13 protein-coding genes are annotated in these 16,714 nt (G+C 72.1%); 6 read left to right on the forward strand and 7 right to left on the reverse strand.

Going from position 1 to position 16,714, the window contains the following annotated elements:
* Positions 1 to 65: 65 nt before the first annotated feature.
* From ACIB24_RS16300 to ACIB24_RS16320, 5 genes are all read left to right on the forward strand, one after another.
* On the forward strand, positions 66 to 1,568 hold the full coding sequence (locus ACIB24_RS16300) for an FG-GAP repeat protein (protein ID WP_398282527.1): 1,503 nt from the start codon (positions 66 to 68) through the stop codon (positions 1,566 to 1,568).
* The gene (locus ACIB24_RS16305) at positions 1,565 to 2,974 is read left to right on the forward strand and encodes a hypothetical protein (RefSeq protein ID WP_398282529.1); all 1,410 of its coding nucleotides are present in this window, start codon (positions 1,565 to 1,567) and stop codon (positions 2,972 to 2,974) included. The genes ACIB24_RS16300 and ACIB24_RS16305 overlap by 4 nt, the downstream gene beginning before the upstream one ends.
* Positions 2,971 to 4,398 (forward strand): integrin alpha, encoded by a 1,428-nt coding sequence (locus ACIB24_RS16310; RefSeq protein WP_398282531.1) that lies wholly within the window; start codon positions 2,971 to 2,973, stop codon positions 4,396 to 4,398. The genes ACIB24_RS16305 and ACIB24_RS16310 overlap by 4 nt, the downstream gene beginning before the upstream one ends.
* Positions 4,399 to 4,459: 61 nt before the next feature.
* Complete coding sequence (locus ACIB24_RS16315) at positions 4,460 to 6,481, forward strand: hypothetical protein (protein ID WP_398282533.1); 2,022 nt, start codon at positions 4,460 to 4,462, stop codon at positions 6,479 to 6,481.
* 101 nt (positions 6,482 to 6,582) lie between these two features.
* Complete coding sequence (locus ACIB24_RS16320; RefSeq protein WP_398282535.1) at positions 6,583 to 7,752, forward strand: LCP family protein; 1,170 nt, start codon at positions 6,583 to 6,585, stop codon at positions 7,750 to 7,752.
* Here the strand turns inward: ACIB24_RS16320 and ACIB24_RS16325 are convergent.
* The 6 genes from ACIB24_RS16325 to ACIB24_RS16350 form a co-directional block, all read right to left on the reverse strand.
* Positions 7,697 to 9,340, reverse strand: a complete 1,644-nt coding sequence (locus tag ACIB24_RS16325) for an ATP-binding response regulator (protein WP_398282537.1) — start codon at positions 9,338 to 9,340, stop codon at positions 7,697 to 7,699. The genes ACIB24_RS16320 and ACIB24_RS16325 overlap by 56 nt on opposite strands.
* Positions 9,246 to 9,812, reverse strand: coding sequence for a response regulator (locus ACIB24_RS16330; protein ID WP_398282539.1), 567 nt, complete (start codon positions 9,810 to 9,812; stop codon positions 9,246 to 9,248). Before ACIB24_RS16330 ends, ACIB24_RS16325 begins: the two co-directional genes overlap by 95 nt.
* Before the next feature lie 7 nt (positions 9,813 to 9,819).
* Positions 9,820 to 11,463 carry a sensor histidine kinase gene (locus ACIB24_RS16335; RefSeq protein ID WP_398282541.1) on the reverse strand — a complete coding sequence of 548 codons (1,644 nt, stop codon included), beginning with the start codon at positions 11,461 to 11,463 and terminating at the stop codon, positions 9,820 to 9,822.
* Between the two features lie 37 nt (positions 11,464 to 11,500).
* Positions 11,501 to 11,893 (reverse strand): response regulator transcription factor, encoded by a 393-nt coding sequence (locus ACIB24_RS16340; RefSeq protein ID WP_398282543.1) that lies wholly within the window; start codon positions 11,891 to 11,893, stop codon positions 11,501 to 11,503.
* A gap of 140 nt (positions 11,894 to 12,033) precedes the next feature.
* The gene (locus tag ACIB24_RS16345; protein WP_398282545.1) at positions 12,034 to 13,410 is read right to left on the reverse strand and encodes a cystathionine beta-synthase; all 1,377 of its coding nucleotides are present in this window, start codon (positions 13,408 to 13,410) and stop codon (positions 12,034 to 12,036) included.
* Positions 13,411 to 13,553: 143 nt separating this feature from the next.
* On the reverse strand, positions 13,554 to 14,516 hold the full coding sequence (locus ACIB24_RS16350; protein ID WP_398282547.1) for a hypothetical protein: 963 nt from the start codon (positions 14,514 to 14,516) through the stop codon (positions 13,554 to 13,556).
* Positions 14,517 to 14,816: 300 nt separating this feature from the next.
* Between ACIB24_RS16350 and ACIB24_RS16355 the strand changes: the two genes are divergently transcribed.
* The gene (locus ACIB24_RS16355; protein ID WP_398282549.1) at positions 14,817 to 15,179 is read left to right on the forward strand and encodes a helix-turn-helix transcriptional regulator; all 363 of its coding nucleotides are present in this window, start codon (positions 14,817 to 14,819) and stop codon (positions 15,177 to 15,179) included.
* Positions 15,180 to 15,483: 304 nt separating this feature from the next.
* Here ACIB24_RS16355 and ACIB24_RS16360 read toward each other — a convergent pair whose 3' ends face one another.
* Positions 15,484 to 16,695, reverse strand: a complete 1,212-nt coding sequence (locus tag ACIB24_RS16360; protein ID WP_398282550.1) for an acetyl-CoA C-acetyltransferase — start codon at positions 16,693 to 16,695, stop codon at positions 15,484 to 15,486.
* Between the last annotated feature and the right edge of the window lie 19 nt (positions 16,696 to 16,714).

Consider the following 16,714-nt stretch of genomic DNA (forward strand, 5'->3'; position numbering starts at 1 on the left):
TACCGCACCTGCGGGGCTCCTGTTACCGTTCGGCGACTTTCCGGCGAACTGCACAGGAGCGGGACATGACGGGGCACGGGGCACGTAGTGGCGCACAACGAGTACGGCGGGTACTCCTCCTGACCTGCGCCGCGGCGCTCACGTGCGGGCCCGCGGCCCCGGCCCTGGCCGCCACCCCGACGGGCACCCACGACCTGGTCGTGGTGGGCGCCGGCACCAACGCCGACGACGGCTCCCCCGACAGCCAGGGGTACGTCGACGTCCGGTTCCCCGACGGTGACACGCAGCGGCTGACCGCCGCCGGCCTCGGGCTGCCGCCCGCCCCGGCGGGCAGCGACGGGTTCGGTGCCTCGGTGGCGATCGGCGACGTGAACGCCGACGGCCTGAGCGATCTCGTCATCGGAGCCAACGGGTACTACGGCGACCACACGGCCGGGCGCGCGTGGCTGGTGCTGGGCGGAGCCAACGGGTTCACCGCCGCCGGCGTGCGGGACCTGAACGTGACGCACGGGTCTCCCGCCGAGGGTTTCCGGACCTACGGCTCGGCGGTGGCGATCAGCGTCCTGAACGACACGGTCAGCGACATCTGGGTGGCCGACCCGAGCGCGACGGTCGGTGGGCACGCGATGGCCGGCCGGGTCTACCGGTTCACCTTCACGGGCCCGGGCGACGGCAGCGGAACCGGCACCCTCAGCGCCGCCACGGCGCTGGATCAGGACACCGCGGGCGTGCCCGGCACCGCCGAGGCCGGCGACCTCTTCGGCGCGGCCCTCGCCTCGTCGTCCGCCGGCGTCGTGGTCGGCTCGCCCGGCGAGGCGATCGGCACGCAGAAGAACGCCGGCTCCGTGTACGCGGTGACCACCGACGGCGACAACGGCGTGGTCACCGGGGCGTCCGCGTTCAGCCAGGACACCAAGGGCGTGCCCGGCAGCGCCGAGGCCGGCGACCTGTTCGGTGCCTCGATCGCCCCCGGCGGGCAGGCCGTCGGCGCCCCCGGCGAGGACGTCGGGAAGCTCAAGGACGCGGGCTCCGTCCAGCTGTTCCGCAGCAGTGGCGTCCCCGGACAACTGCGGCCCGACCGGTCCGTGACCCAGGACAGCAAGGGCGTGCCCGGCACCGCCGAGGCGGGCGACCGGTTCGGCGCCGTCGTCACGGCGGGAACCTTCACCTGCCAGGAGCAGTCCCAGATCGCGGTCTCCGCCCCGGGCGAGGGAATCGGCAAAGCGGCCCGCGCCGGCAGCGTCACGCTGGTCCCCGGCGCGGTGGCCAACTCCGAGTGCAAGTCGGTGGCCCTGAGCCAGGGCTCCGGGCTGCCCGGTACCGCCGAGACGGGCGAGGCGACCGGCTCGACGCTGGCCGTCGCCAATGGCGACCCGGAGGCCGAGGAGGACCGCTACGACGCCCTGCTGGTCGGCGTCCCGGCCGAGAGCATCGGCACGTTGTCCCAGTCGGGCCGCGTCCTGCTGGTCCGGTTCCCGAGCCGGACGGCGACCAGCCTCGGGCCGCTGACCGGCGGCGACCAGCCGGGTGCCTTCTATGGCCACATCCTCGGCCTGGACGCCCAGTGAGGCGCGGACTGATCGCTGCCGTCGTCCTGGCGGTCGCCGCTCTCGGAAGTACCGAGGCTCCCGTGCTGGCTGCCGACGGCGACGACCCGGCGCCCGCGACGGGCCTCGCACGGGCGATCGTCGTGGGGTCCCCCTTCGGCGGCGGCAGCGACGGGCGCGTCGACGTCTTCCGTCCCGACGGAACGTCGGAGCTGCTCACCACGAACTCGCTGGGCTTCACCACAGGACGGGCGGGGACGGAGTTCGGCGATGCCGTCGCGGTCGGCGACCTCGACTCCGACGGTCTGGACGACCTGGTCGTCGGCGCCTGGTTTGCCAACAACTACGGCGGCCGGACCTGGATCCTGTTCAACTCTCCCACCGGCTATGCGGCGGGCAAGCATGTCGAGCTGACCCCCAACCGCATTGGTGGCGACTACTTCGGGGCGGCGGTCGCCATCACGTCCCGCTCGGGTGGGCGGAAGGACGTCTGGGTCGGGGCGCCTGGCCGCACCGTGTCCGGCGTGCCCGCCGCCGGCGTCGTGTGGCGATTCACGGTCTCGTCCTCGGGGTCTGTGGGAACGCCGAAAGCGGTGTCCCAGAACACCTCGGGCGTCCCCGGCTCCGCCGAGCCCGGGGACTGGTTCGGCAGCGTTCTGGCGCCCGCCTCGGAGGGTGTGGTCGTGGGCGTCCCCGACGAGGCCATCGGCAAGCACACCGACGCCGGCATGGTCGAGTGGATCTGGCAGGGCGGTCGCGGGCTGGAAGGGATTGGGCTCAGCCAGGACTCGCCCGGCGTTCCCGGGGTCGCCGAGACCGGCGACATGTTCGGTTGGTCGGTCTCTGCGGGTGGTGAGGTCGTCGGGGCCCCCTGGGAGGATGTGGGGTCGACCAAGGACGCAGGCGGTGTCCAGACCTTCCGGATCTCGGGGACGGGTGAATCGCGGGCCGTCGCAGCCGGCCCGGCGCTGAGCCAGAACTCGGCCGGTGTCCCCGGGACGGCCGAGAAGGGCGATCTTTTCGGGTATGCCGTCACCACCGGCGTCTTCGAGTGCCCGGGAGTCCGGTCGATGGCCGTCGGCTCTCCGTACGAGACGCTCGGCGGCTCCTGGGCGTACGGCGGGACGGTCGCGGTCACCACCCTGCCTGGCGAACAGGGGACCTGCCCGACCCGGTCGCTGGCCCAGGAAGCCGGCCTGCCGGGAAGCATCGGGGCGGGCAACGAGCAGACCGGTCGCAGTCTCGGCACGGTCGCGCGGGCGGACGTCGCCGGAACCGACCAGTTGCTGATCGGCGCCCCGGGCGAGCAGATGGGCAATGCGAACGAGGCGGGGATCGTGATCGGCTGGACGCCGGGAGCCTCGGGCTTCGCGTTCGGCCGCATCGGCCTGGACGGGGAGTTCGACCACTTCGGCAGCGTGCTATGAACCGGGCCGGAGGGGCCCTTCTCGCCACGGTCCTGGCCACCGCAGCCCTGGTGGTTCTGCCCTCCACGGCAAACGCCGAGCCCACCGAGACCGGGTTCATCGCCGTTGGTGTGCCCACCGCCGACGGTGGCCGGGGGGTGGTCGACCTGCACCGGACCGACGGGACGACGGACCGTCTCACCCCCGAGAGCCTGGACCTGGGCACGGGTTCCGCAAAGATCCGGTTCGGCACCAGCGTCGCCTCCGGCGACCTCGACCACGACGGCTACGTCGACCTGGTGGTCGGTGCGCCGCAGGGCCCCGAACGGGACGACGAGAAGTCGGTCTTCCTCGTCTTCGGTGGTGCGGAAGGTTTCACCGCCGACGGCGTCCGCCGGTTCGTCGAGACCGGCCACCCCGGGGACGGTTTCGGCACCGCGGTGGCGATCAACAGGCGCAGCGATGAGCGCAGCACCGGGGTCTGGATCGGGGCTCCGTACGCGACCGTCGACGGGCACGCAGAGGCCGGCAAGCTCTTCCAGCTCGACGTGCACGCGCTGCGCATGCCGGACCTGCCCGCCGTGACCGACCTGGCGGGCGAGTTCCAGCGCACCGAGGGCAGCCTGATGATCCCCGGCTCACCGGATGCGGGCGACCGGTTCGGCTCGGTCCTGGCGAACGCGCACGACGGCGTGATCGTGGGCGTCCCGCTCGAGGACGTCGACGGGGCGCAGGACGCGGGGGCCGTCTACCGGATCCGTGAGAACTCCGTGACGGGCACTCTCACGACGGCGTCGGTGTACACCCAGAACCGGGCCCACTTCGCCGGGACCGCCGAGGCGGGCGACAAGTTCGGCGAGTCGGTGAGCGCGGAGGCGCTGGCCATCGGGGTGCCCGGCGAGGACATCGGCGGGTTGACCGACGCGGGAACCGTGCAGTTGTCCGTCGCGACGGACGAACCGGGGATCGCCCCGTTGCGCGCGGTCTCCCAGGACTCCGCGGGTGTACCGGGCAAGGCCGAGTCGGGCGACCGGTTCGGGGCCAGCGTCGCCGTGGGTCGCCTGATCTGCGACGACGTCGTTTCCGCGGCGATCGGTTCCCCCGGTGAGGATCTCGGCGGGGCGGCCGACGCCGGGACGGTCACGCTTGTCGACGCCGCCCGGGCCGGGAAGAGCTGCGGTACGGTCGGGGTCGCCCAGGGCCAGGGCGCCCCGGGCGCCTCGGAGACGGGCGACCGGTTCGGCGCCGTCTTGAGCGACGCCACGGGCGCCGACGGGTCTGAGGACCTGCTGATCGGCGTCCCCGGGGAGTCCGTCGGGACGGTAGGCGGCGTCGGTCGAGTGCTCGTGCGGCACCCGACCGGGACGGTGAGCACCGTACGCCCCCTGGGCGGCGACGTCTCCTCCCTGCGATTCGGCACGGTCCTGGGTCGGCCCGGAGCCTGAACGACGGCCGGATACAGGCCCGGTGATGCGCGAACCGGGACCCCGGACGTAGCGTCGAGGGGTGAGCTCACGCAGGCGCGACCCGCGGTACCGGTACGGCCCGTGGCGCGGCGGCCCCGACCCCCTGGCCCCGCCGTACGACGTCCGCAAGGCGCTCGACGCCATGGGCGAGGGGGTGTTGCAGGGCGAGAGCGTCCGGGACGCGCTGCGCGACCTGCTGCGCCGTGGCCTGCCCGACGAGAACGGGCGTCGGCGGGGGCTCGACGAGTTGCTGGCCCGGGCCCGCCGAATGCGCCAGGAGGCGCTGCGCCGCGGGCAGCTCGACGGGGCCGTCACCAAGGCGCAGGCCAAGCTCGACCAGGCCCTGGCCGCCGAACGCGAGGAGCTGGCCGGGCAGGACGGCGACGACGCCCGGTTCGCGGAGGCGCAGCTCGACGCCCTCCCCCGCTCGACGGCCCAGGCCGTGCAGGAGCTCGCGAACTACGACTGGGCCAGCCCGGAGGCCGAGCAGCTCTACCGGTCGATCCTCGACGACCTCAAGGGCGAGATCGTCGACCAGCAGTTCGAGGGACTGCGCGACGCGCTGCAGGGCATGGGCCCCGAGGCCGAGCAGGCCATGGCCGACATGATGAACGACCTGAACGACCTGCTGGAGAAGCACGCCCGCGGCCAGGACACCCCGCAGGACTTCGACGACTTCATGGCGAAACACGGCGACCTGTTCCCCGAGAACCCGCAGGACGTCGAGGAACTCATCGATGCGCTGGCCCGCCGGGCCGCGGCCGGGGAGCGCCTGCTGGCCAGTCTCAGCTCGCAGCAGCGCGACCAGCTCGCCCAGCTCATGCAGCAGGCGCTGGGTGACGGTGCCCTCGCCCAGCAGATGGGCCGGTTGACCGACAACCTGCGGGGCCTGCGCCCCGACCTGGCCTGGGGCCGCACCCCGGGCAGCCGGCAGGCGGGCAATCAGCGCGGCGGCGAACCTCTGGGGTACGGCGAGGCCGCCGGGGCACTGGGCGAGCTGGCCGACCTCGACGACCTGATCGAACAGCTCGGCCAGGAGCACGCGGGCGCCACGCTGGACGACGTGGACGTCGACGCGGTGGAGCGAGCCCTCGGCGCCCAGGCCGCGACCGACGTCCGGGCCCTGCAGCAGCTCGAACGCGAGCTGGAGCGCCAGGGCTGGGTGAACCGCGAGCGGGGTGGGCTGGAGCTGGCGCCGAAGGCGCTGCGCCGGTTGGGCCAGACGGCCCTGAAGCAGGTCTTCGCGCACCTCAGTTCGGGGCGCAAGGGTCAGCACGACGTGCGGGACGCCGGGGCGGCCGGGGAGATCACGGGCGCGGCGCGCCTGTGGGAGTTCGGGGACGAACAGCCGCTGGACGTCGTCCGCTCGGTCGCGAACGCCGTCCGGCGGCGAGCGGGTGAGGGCTTGGACCCGCACGCCGACGGCAGCCTCACCCTGCTGGCCGAGGACTTCGAGGTGGTCGAGACCGAGCGGCGCTCGACGGCCGTGGTGGCGTTGTGCGTGGACCTGTCGTTCTCGATGGTCAGCGAGGGGCGGTGGGGCCCGATGAAGCAGACCGGGCTGGCCCTGGCCCACCTCGTGGCGACCCAATTCCCGCAGGACGCGCTGCAGATCATCGGGTTCGGCCGCTACGCGCAGCGGTTGAGCATGGAGGAGCTGGCGGGCGTCGAACCGGACTACGTGCAGGGCACCAACCTGCACCACGCGCTGGCCCTGGCTGGGCGGCACCTGCGCCGCCACCCGGGCGGCGAACCGGTGGTGATGGTGGTGACCGACGGCGAGCCGACCGCCCACCTGGAACCCGACGGCGAGGCCTGGTTCGACTACCCGCCGGCGCCGGAGACGATCCGGGCCACCGTGCGGGAGGTGGACGCGCTGACCCGTTACGGCGCGGCGATCAACGTGTTCATGCTCGGCGAGGACCCCGGGCTGCGCCGGTTCGTCGACGCGATCGCCCGGCGCAACGGCGGCCGGGTCTTCACCGCCGAACCGGACACTCTGGGCGAATACGTCGTCAGCGACTACCTTCGCGCTCGGCGAGGTCGCCGTCGCTCTGCGTAACCTAGGCGGGTGATTACTCGCCGACTCCCACCCTGGGTGAGCACGTTTCCTGCATGATGGATGAGCAGGCAGGAAGCGCAGGTCACCCAGAGGAGTCAGTCGTGGACGGCGACGAGTCGACAACCACCTTCCCGCGAGTGCCCGGCGCCGGTGCGGGTCCGCAGGTCGACGAGCGCCCGACCCCGCACCCGGGTCACCCCGGCGGCGGCCACCCCGTGCCAGGGTTCCGGCCCGGCGACCGCGCCCCCGAACCCCGCCGGCGCACGGGCCGGCTGTGGCTGCGCCTGGTCGCGATCATCGGCATCATCGCCCTGGTGCTCGCGGCCGTGCTGGTCGGCGGGTTCCTGTACCTGCAGCACAAGTACGACTCGAACATCGAGCGGTTCGACGCCTTCCAGGGCCTGGAGGACAAGGACCGCCCGGTGGTGGTCGCCAAGGACGCGCAGAACATCCTGCTGCTCGGTTCGGACAGCCGGATCTCCGCCGGGGACGCCTCGGCCTGGGTCCGCGGCGCCCAGCGCACCGACGCGATCATGCTCGTGCACATCCCGGCCGACCGGCAGAACGTGACCGTCACGTCGATCCCCCGGGACAGCTGGGTGAACATCCCCGGCCACGGCATGAACAAGATCAACGCGGGGTTCAGCTTCGGCGGCCCGGCGCTGGAGGTGAAGACGATCGAGGCGTACACCGGCGTGCGCATCGACCACGTCGTGGTGCTCGACTTCGACGGCTTCCAGCAGGTCACCGACGACCTCGGCGGTGTGAGGATCACGATCCCGGACGACAGCTACGACAGCGCGCGCAGGAAGCACTGGAAGGCCGGGACGTACACGATGGACGGCGAGACCGCCCTGACCTACGTGCGGCAGCGGCACGGCCTGCCCGGCGGTGACTTCGACCGGGTGAAGCGTCAGCAGAACTGGATCCGCGCGATCGCCACCAAGACCCTGTCCAAGGACACGCTGACCAACCCGATGACGCTGACCTCGGTGCTCGGCTCGATCACCAAGGCCGCGTCGGTCGACGACGGCTTCTCGATCGGCGAGATGCGTTCCACCGCACTGTCCCTGCGCGACGTGAAGGTCAAGGACATCACCTTCATGACCGCGCCGCTGGACGGCACCGGCTGGAGCCCCGACGGCAAGCAGTCGATCGTGAAGCTGAACAAGGCCGGCAACAAGTCGCTGTGGAAGGCCTACAAGGACGACACGGTCAGCGAGTGGCTGGCTGCGCACCCCGACGCGGCGCTGGGAAAGACGGTGCGCTGACCGCCGTCCGAGCTCCCTCGGCCCCACCGGGCCCGTCGGCCGCACCCCGACCGGGCTCGGAGCCGGCCACCGGCAGCAGCACCGTCATCGTCGTCCCGACGCCGGGCTCGGACTGCACCGAGACCTTGCCGCCGTGCCGGTCGACGATCTCCTTCACCACGGCCAGCCCGAGGCCGGTGCCCTGGATCACCCGGCGCCGGGCCTCGCTGGTCCGGAAGAACCGGGTGAACAACTGCGGGATCTCGTCGGAGCGGATGCCGATGCCCGTGTCGGCGACCTGCAGCTGCAGCCGCTGCCCGGCGTCCGGCCGGTCCGCCTCGACCGGCACGGTGGGCCCGATCCGGACCGTCACCGTGCCCCGCTTCTCGGAGAACTTCACGGCGTTGGTGAGCAGGTTCAGCACGACCCGCTCCAGCTGCGACCGGTCGCCGCCGACGGCCGGCAGGCCGTCCGGCGCGTCGATCTCGAGCGTCACGTCGGCCTCCTTGAGGGACGGTGTGACGACGGCGACCGCCGCCTTCACGACCTCGGCCAGATCGACCGGCTGCTCCATCTTCCCGAAGCTGCCGGCGTCCACCCGCGACAGCGTGAGCAGGTCGTCCACCAGCCCGAGCAACCGGCGCCCGTTGCGTTCGATCACCTCGATCATCCGGCGCTCGGGCGCCTGCTCGTGCGAGGGCGACATGGCGAGGTTCGGGTCGCCGAGCAGCATCTCGGCGTACCCGCAGATGCTGGTCAACGGCGTGCGCAGCTCGTGGCTGACCGAGGCGACGAACTCCCCCTTCAACCGGTCCACCTCGCGCAGCTGCGCCTCGACCTCCTTCTGCTCGCTGATGTCGACGCCGATGGTGCCGATCGCGACCGGCTGTCCGGAGGCGTCGGAGATCGGGTAGTTGGCGACCAGGAAGGTGCGCTCGACGCCGTCCACGTCGAACACCTCCTCGGTGCGCGAGGGGGCCCGGTCTCCGGCGCCGGGGCGCAGCGGATCGGCCGATCCCTCCCGGGAGAGCATGTCGAACCGGGCGTTGGTCAGCAGCGGCCGACCGAGGAGATCGCGGACGGCGATCGCGGCGGGCGCGTGGTCGAGGACGCCCTGCAGGATCGCCTCGGTGGCCCGGCGCTGGCGCTGCGCCTCGCGCGCCTCGCGGTCGAGCCGGCGGGTGGTGAGCGCGTGCTCGACGGCGGGCCCGAGCCGCACCATCCGGTCCTTCAGCAGGTAGTCGACGGCCCCCAACCGGATCGACGTGACACAGGTGTCCTCGTCCATCACCCCCGAGAGGACGATGAGCGGGATGTCGAGCTCACGCTCGGCCAGCGCCGTGAGTGCGTCCGGCGCCGTCATGGTCGGCAGCGAGTAGTCGCACAGCACCACCTCCGGGGCGTCGTCGAGCGCGGCGACGAAGTCCTCGAGCGTCTCGACCCGGTTCCACTCGGGGCGGTACCCGGCCCGCAGCAGCTCGATGACCGCCAGCTCGGCGTCCTCGGGGCGGTCCTCAACGATCAGCAGGCGCAACGCCCGGCTCGCCGGCGGCTCGGCCGGTCGCTCGGTCTGCCGATCGGTGCTGCCCGGCTCCTGCGTCGATTCCATGGCGCGCCTCCCTGGGGGGTCGGTTCAGCACCAGCCAGTAGCGGCCGATGTCCAGCACTGCTTGGAAGAACTTGTCGATCTCCACCGGCTTGACGATGTAGCTGTTGGCGCCCAGCGCGTAACAGGTGGCCAGGTCGCGGTCCTCGGCGGACGACGTCAGCATCACCACCGGGATGTCGCGCCACAGGTCGTCGCGCTTGAGTTCCCGCAGCACCTCGATGCCGCCCAGCATCGGCATCTTGATGTCGAGCAGGATGGCCGAGGGCAGGTCGGCGGGGTCGCGTCCGGCCCAGGAGCCGCGCCCGGCCAGCAGGTCGAGGGCCTCCACGCCGTCCCGCGCGGTCTCGATCCGGCCGGCGAACCGGCCGCGGCGCAGCGCGTGCAACGTGAGTTCCCGGTCGTGCGAGCTGTCCTCGACGAGCAGGAGCCAGCTCTCGTCGTCCATGCCCTGCCAGTCGTCCGTGCCGCTCATCCTCGGATCACCCCGCCCCCTGGACAGTGAAGGCGAAGGTGGCACCCTCGCCCACCCGACCGGTGGCCGTCAGGGTGCCGCCGTGCCGCAGGACGATCCGCTGCACCAGCGCGAGCCCCACCCCGTTGCCGGGGAAGTCCTCGGCCCGGTGCAGCCGCTGGAAGACCTGGCCGAGCTTCTCCGCGAAGCGCTCGTCGAAGCCCGCTCCGTTGTCGCTGACCAGGTAGCGCACGGAGCCGTCGTCCTCGACCCGGGCACTGACCTCGATCCGGGCGTCGGTACGCCCGGACGTGTACTTGAGCGCGTTGTCCAACAGGTTCGACCAGACCTGCTGCAGCAGCCGCGGGTCACCGGTCGCGGGGGGCAGCTCGCCCAGTACGAACTCGACGTCGCGGCCCTCACGGGCCGGGGCCAGCGCCTCCCAGCAGCGGCGGGCGATCGCGGTCATGTCGACCCGGCCGCTGGTCATCGACTGCCGCTGCATCCGGGAGAAGGCCAGCAGCGCGTCGATCAGGCTGCCCATCTGCACGGCCGACTCGTTCACCATGCGCAGGTAGTGCTGGGCCTGGTCGGGCAGGTCGGCCGCGAAGTCCTCCTCCAGCAGGGTGGTGAACCCCGCCATCGAGCGCAGCGGGGCGCGCAGGTCGTGGGACACGCTGTAGGAGAAGGCTTCCAGCTCGGCGTTGGCGGCGGTGAGCTGGGCCGTCTGCTGCTCCAGCTGCCGGGTGCGCTCGGCGACCCGCTGCTCCAGCTGCTCGTTCAGGTCCCGCAACTGCTGGTTCAGCTGGACGACGGCCCGCTCGGTGGCGTGCCGGTCGGAGACGTCGTGGGCCACCATCACGTAGCCGATCAGTACACCGTCCTGACCGCGGCTGGCGGTGATCACGCAGTGCGCCCAGAACCGCGACCCGTCACCGCGGACCCGCTTGCCCTCGATGACGGCCCGGCCGGCGCCGTTGGCCTGCCGCAGTACGTCGGCGGGCAGCCCCGCCGCCTGTTCCTCCTCCTCGAAGAAGGTGGCGTAGTGCCGGCTGAGGATCTCCGACTCGGGGTAGCCGTACAGCCGCTCGGCCGCCGGGCTCCAGGTCCGGATGCGGCCGTTGACGTCCATCAGGATCAGCGCGTAGTCGGTCGCGCCTTCCAGCAGCTGCCGCAGCCGGGTCAGTTCCGCGTTGGTCTGGGCGGCGGGCTGCCAGCTGTCGGTGATGTCGTGCCAGATCACCAGCGCCACTCGCCGGCCGTCGCGCAGCCGCACCGGGTGGGCCGAGACCAGGAGCTGGCGGACCGGGTGGCCGTTGTCCAGGTCGACGTAGAGGATCTGACGCCGGACCCGCTGCCCGGCGAGCGCGAGGTTCGCCGGCCACTGCGACTCCGGCAGCTCCACGCCGTCCCGGTCCCGGACGACGACCCGCGCCTGCTCGGCGAGGGCCTGCCGGTCGCCGAACGCGGCCTGGGCCGCGCGGTTACGGGCCAGCGACGTGACCGCGGAGGCCATCAGCTGCATGGGCTCCACGCTCTCGTTCCAGAGCACGTCCAGCAGGGTGGCGTCGTCCGGGTCGATCAGCTCCCGCAAGTGGGCGAAGTCGTCCAGCGGAGCGGCCGCCACGGCGACCTGACCGGCGTGGTGGCCGTCCACCTCACCGTTCACCATCACGCCCCCCCGGGTCTCTGGTGCGTTGGAGCCGGGACTACCAGGCGTGCTCCGTGACCGGCGGGTTCGGCCGGCCGGTGACCGCCTCGTCCACCGCGTCCAGCAGCGCGTAGGTCGCGAACGGCTTGGTCAGGTAGGCCGCCCCGAGCGACCGGCCGCGTCGCACGTCGCTCTCGCGGGCCGACGCCGAGACGAAGATGGCCGGGACGCCGGGCTGGTCGGCGCGCAGCCGGTCCAGCAGGGTGAAGCCGTCCATGCCCGGCAGGCCCACGTCGAGGACGTAGGCGTCGGGGGCACCGAACTGTTCCACGGAATCGATCGCGAGGTCACCGTCGGGCATGGCGATCACCCGGTGCCCGACCATGACGAGGCGCATGGCGATCAGGTCACGGACGTCCGGGTCGTCCTCTACTACGAGCAGCCTGGCCAAGGATCCTCCTACAGTCGACGAGAGCAGGTATGTCTCATCGGCAGAATCATGACTCGTGCTGCGCCCAGAACCCGGCAAGCACTCATTCGGAGAGTGCCGTGTCACGCACTGTGCGTTACCAAATCGGGCCGTAGCGGGACCTATCCGGCGACGACACCCAGCAGGTCGTGGCGCGTGAGTACGCCGGTCGGCTTACCGTCGGTCACGACCATGAGGGCATCGGCCGTCTCCAGCGCGTGCCGCGCGACCTCCAGCGGTTCACCCGCGCCGACCAGGGGCAGGGGCGCCGACATGTGCTGCTCGACCCGGTCGGCCAGCGCCGCCCGACCCGTGAACACGGCCTCCAGCAGGTCGCGTTCGCTGACGCTGCCGGAGACCTCTCCCGCCATCACGGGTGGTTCAGCGTTCACGACAGGCATCTGCGAGACGTGGTACTCGCGCAGGATCGTGATCGCGTCCCGGACCGTCTCCGTGGGGTGGGTGTGCACGAGCGCGGGCAGGTCGCCCTCCTTCGCCCGCAGGACGTCGCCCACCGTCAGTCCGGCGTCGTCGCGCAGGAAGCCGTACGAGGCCATCCACCGGTCGTTGAAGATCTTGCCCAGGTAGCCCCGGCCGCCGTCGGGCAGCAGCACCACGACCACGTCGTCCGGGCCGAGCCGCTCCGCGACCCGCAGGGCGGCCACGACCGCCATCCCGCACGAGCCGCCGACCAGCAGCCCCTCCTCGCGGGCCAGGCGGCGAGTCATCGCGAAGGAGTCGGCGTCGCTCACCGCGACGATCTCGTCGGGCACCGCCGGGTCGTAGGCCGAGGGCCAGAAGTCCTCGCCGACCCCCTCGACCAGGTACGGACGTCCGGTGCCGCCCGAGTAGACGGACCCCTCGGGGTCGGCGCCGACGATCCGCACCGGGCCCTGCCGACGCTGGGCCGACGCGTCCTTCAGGTAGCGGCCCGTGCCCGTGATGGTGCCGCCCGTGCCGACCCCGGCGACGAAGTGCGTGAGCCGGCCCTCGGTGTCCTTCCAGATCTCGGGACCGGTGGTGGCGTAGTGGCTGGCCGGGCCCTCCGGGTTGGAGTACTGGTCGGGCTTCCACGCCCCCTCGATCTCGCCGACCAACCGGTCGCTGACCGAGTAGTAGGAGTCGGGGTGGTCGGGCGGCACCGCGGTCGGGCAGACGACGACGCGCGCGCCGTACGCCTTCAGCACGTTGCGCTTGTCCTCGGAGACCTTGTCGGGGCAGACGAACACGCAGTCGTAGCCCTTGCGCTGGGCGACGAGCGCGAGCCCCACGCCGGTGTTGCCCGACGTCGGCTCGACGATCGTGCCGCCGGGCTTCAGCCGGCCGTCGGCCTCGGCCGCCTCGATCATCCGCAACGCGATCCGGTCCTTCACCGAACCGCCGGGGTTGAGGTACTCGACCTTCGCCAGCACCGTGGCCTGCAGGCCCTCGGTGACCCGGGTCAGCCGGACCAGTGGCGTGTTGCCCATCAGGTCGACGATCGAATCCGCGTAGCGCACGACGTCAATCGTGCCACCTAGGGGACGGTCGGGCGGCACGGGATCGGTCGGGAACCCGGAACCGGCGGACAGGCACGCCCCGCGCCCCGGGCGGGTCGCGGGGCGTGCCTGTTCTCAGGCGGGCCCGGGCTGGGCGAGTCGCCTCAGCGAACGGCGCCCACCAGGTCCCGCTCGTGCTCGCGCAGACCGTCCGGCTCCTCGTCCACGTCGAAGCCGTCCGACGGGAACGGCTCCTCGCCCTCGGCAGCCCCCGCGCCGTGCTTGGCGCGGGCTGCGACGGCCGCGTCGTCCTCACGACGGCGGCGCCACGCACCCACGAACCAGGCGAGGGCGCCCCCGGTAACCGCGGCCAGCAGCAGCCACAGCGCCCAGAACCAGCCGGAGTGCCCGGCCGCCGTCAGATCGTCGGCGGTGGTGCCGCCGGCGGAGGAGCCGTCACCGGCCGTCGAGCCGTCGGAGGTCGAGGTACCGGCCTTGGTGGCCGAGCCGTTGACCCCCGCGGTCACGCCGCCCGAACCGCCGAGGCCGATGGTGCCCCCGGTCGAGGCCGTGCCGCCGGTCCCGCCGCCGGTCCGGCCGCCCGTCCCACCGCCGGTCCCACCGCCGGTCCCACCGCCCGAGCCTCCACCCTCATTGGTCGGATCCGGGCTGCCGTCGGTGCCGCTGCCCCCGCCGGTGGGCGTGCCCCCGGTGCCGCCACCACCGGACGGGGTGCCACCGCCGCCGGTCGGGGTGCCACCGCCACCCGTCGAGGTTCCCCCACCACCGGAGCTGCCACCACCGAGGCTCACGTCCGCCTTCACGCCGTCGCCGCCACCGAGTTTGGCGTCGACCGTGGCGGTGTCGCCCCCGACCTTCACGCTGGCCGTGGTGCCCGAGCCGCTCCCGCCGAGGTCGACGGTGGCGGTGGCGGCCGACCCGCCGGAACCCACCTTCGCGTCGACGAGCTTGCCGCCCTCCGCGACACCGACGTCGGCGACGCCGGGCACCTTGACGGACAGGGCGTGGGCGGAGCCGGCCACACCTCCGGTCAGAGCCAGTGTCGCCAGGACGAGGGCGGACGACCCCCGCAGGGCCAGCGTCCGAACACCGTGTACACGCTTCATGTCGCCTCTTCATCCAAGTGTCGGGTGAGAGGGTCGAGTCCCACATGGGATATCGTCTGGCCGTCGGGAAGCTTGAACGCGGTACCACCGGTGGCCCAGGTCTACGTGACGATGCGTGACCTGTTCCGCACGCGGTGCTCGTTCGGGTGAAACCGATCGGCCGAACAGCGCGCCAGCCTCTTGGGGGGCTCTCGGTCGTACGACCGTGGTCCTTCCGGCCCGGTCGTCGCACTTCTCAGCGGAGATCGAGCCGCGGTCCGGTGGGGGCCCGTGGCCTCTCCGTCGAGCGACGGAGAGTGAATGTCCGGGGACCAGACCTTCGGCCGGTTGGCTGCCGCACGTCGCGCAGCCCTCGGCCTAGACCAGCAGACCGTCGCGGCGGCGGTCGGCGTCACGCAACAGACCATCTCCCGCTGGGAGTCCGGCGGCGCCATGCCCCGGCGAGGGGTGATGGCCTCGCTGGCCCGCATCCTGCAGGTGGATGCCGACCAGCTGTTCCGCTCGGCGGGCTACGCGCCCGAGCGCCCGCCCGGCCGGCTGGACGATGCGGTGCACACGCTGAACGCCGAGATCCAGGACCTCAGCGACGCGCAGCTCGTGGCCCTGCTTGACCTGCTGTGGCGCGAACACTACGAACGGACGTCTCGCCGGTCCCGTTCGTGACCCTGCGTGCCTTCCGGCCCGGTCGCGTCACCTGATCGACCCCTGATACAGCCCAGGCGCGTGCCGAACAATCTTGATGTGTCCGCGTCGCACCGGACATCGCCCCGGGAGCGCATCGACCTGCGCCCGCACAGACCGGCGGCGTGCCGGTACCCATCACCCGGGTCGAGCCCAACCGGCGCGCCGCCTCTGTGTCTCCCCGTTCGTGATCATGGAAACTTCTACTGGTCTCAGAGGCGAGGCGCCTGCCCGCCCAGAGTAGAAGTTTCCATGATCACGAACCTCGCCTCAGTGAGGCGGAGCCTCAGCTGAGGCGTTCGTAGATGATGGCCATGCCCTGGCCGCCGGCCACGCACATGGTCTCCAGCCCGAACTGCTTGTCCCGGGTCTGCAGGCCGTTGATCAGCGTGGTGGCGATGCGGGCGCCGGTCATGCCGAACGGGTGGCCCAGCGCGATCGCGCCACCGTGCACGTTCAGCTTGTCGTGGTCGATGCCCAGGTCCTCGGCACTGGGCAGGACCTGCGCCGCGAAGGCCTCGTTGATCTCGAACAGGTCGATGTCCTTGGCGCTGAGACCGGCCCGGGCCATGGCCTGCTGCGAGGCCTCGACCGGCCCGAGACCCATGATCTCGGGCGAGAGCGCGGAGACGCCGGTGGAGACGATCCGGGCCAGCGGCTTCAGGCCGAGTTCGGCGGCCTTGGTGTCGCTCATGATCACCAGGGCGGCGGCGCCGTCGTTCAGCGGGCAGGCGTTGCCGGCCGTCACGGTGCCGGTCGCGCGGAACACCGGCTTGAGGCCCTGCAGCTTCTCCAGCGTGGTGCCGGCCCGGGGGCCGTCGTCCGTGCTGACCACGGTGCCGTCGGGCAGCGTGACCGGGGTGATCTCCTTGGCGAAGAAGCCGTCGGCGATGGCCTTCTCGGCACGGTTCTGGCTCTCGACGCCCCACTGGTCCTGCTCGAGCCGGCTGACGCCGCGCAGAGTGGCCACGTTCTCGGCCGTCTCGCCCATCGCGATGTAGACGTCGGGGATCTTGCCGTCGGCGCGCGGGTCCGTCCACGGCGCGTTGCTGGCCGAGGTGGCGGCGGTCCGGGCGCGAGCCTCGTCGAAGATCGGGTTGAGCGCCTCGTCGCCGTTGATCAGCCCCATGTAGTGGGACACCATCTCGACGCCGGCGGCGATGAACACGTCACCCTCGCCGGCCTTGATGGCGTGGAAGGCCATCCGCTGGGTCTGCACGCTGGACGCGCAGTACCGGTTCACCGAGGTACCCGGCACGGTCTCCAGGCCGAGCAGCACCGCGGCGACGCGGGCGATGTTGTTGCCCTGCTTGCCGGAGTTGTCACCCGCCCCGGCGTAGATGTCGTCGATCTGCTTGGTGTCCAGCGACGGCACCTTGTCCAGGGCGGCCTTGATCATCTGGGCGAGCAGGTCGTCCGGCCGGATGCTGGTCAGCGAGCCCTTGAAAGCGCGACCGATGGGCGAACGGGCGGTGGAGACGATGACTGCCTCGGGCACGGGAGGACTCCTTCGTTCG

It is taken from the genome of Spongisporangium articulatum, from assembly GCF_044465595.1.
Taxonomy (GTDB): Bacteria; Actinomycetota; Actinomycetes; order Actinomycetales; family Kineosporiaceae; genus Spongisporangium; species Spongisporangium articulatum.

Excerpts from the sequence above, each read along its gene's own strand:
- ACIB24_RS16300 (WP_398282527.1), top strand. The coding sequence starts at position 66 with ATGACGGGGCACGGGGCACGTAGTGGCGCACAACGAGTACGGCGGGTA.
- ACIB24_RS16310 (WP_398282531.1), top strand. The coding sequence starts at position 2,971 with ATGAACCGGGCCGGAGGGGCCCTTCTCGCCACGGTCCTGGCCACCGCA.
- ACIB24_RS16325 (WP_398282537.1), bottom strand. The coding sequence starts at position 9,340 with ATGGAATCGACGCAGGAGCCGGGCAGCACCGATCGGCAGACCGAGCGA.
- ACIB24_RS16330 (WP_398282539.1), bottom strand. The coding sequence starts at position 9,812 with ATGAGCGGCACGGACGACTGGCAGGGCATGGACGACGAGAGCTGGCTC.
- ACIB24_RS16335 (WP_398282541.1), bottom strand. The coding sequence starts at position 11,463 with ATGGTGAACGGTGAGGTGGACGGCCACCACGCCGGTCAGGTCGCCGTG.
- ACIB24_RS16350 (WP_398282547.1), bottom strand. The coding sequence starts at position 14,516 with ATGAAGCGTGTACACGGTGTTCGGACGCTGGCCCTGCGGGGGTCGTCC.
- ACIB24_RS16355 (WP_398282549.1), top strand. The coding sequence starts at position 14,817 with ATGTCCGGGGACCAGACCTTCGGCCGGTTGGCTGCCGCACGTCGCGCA.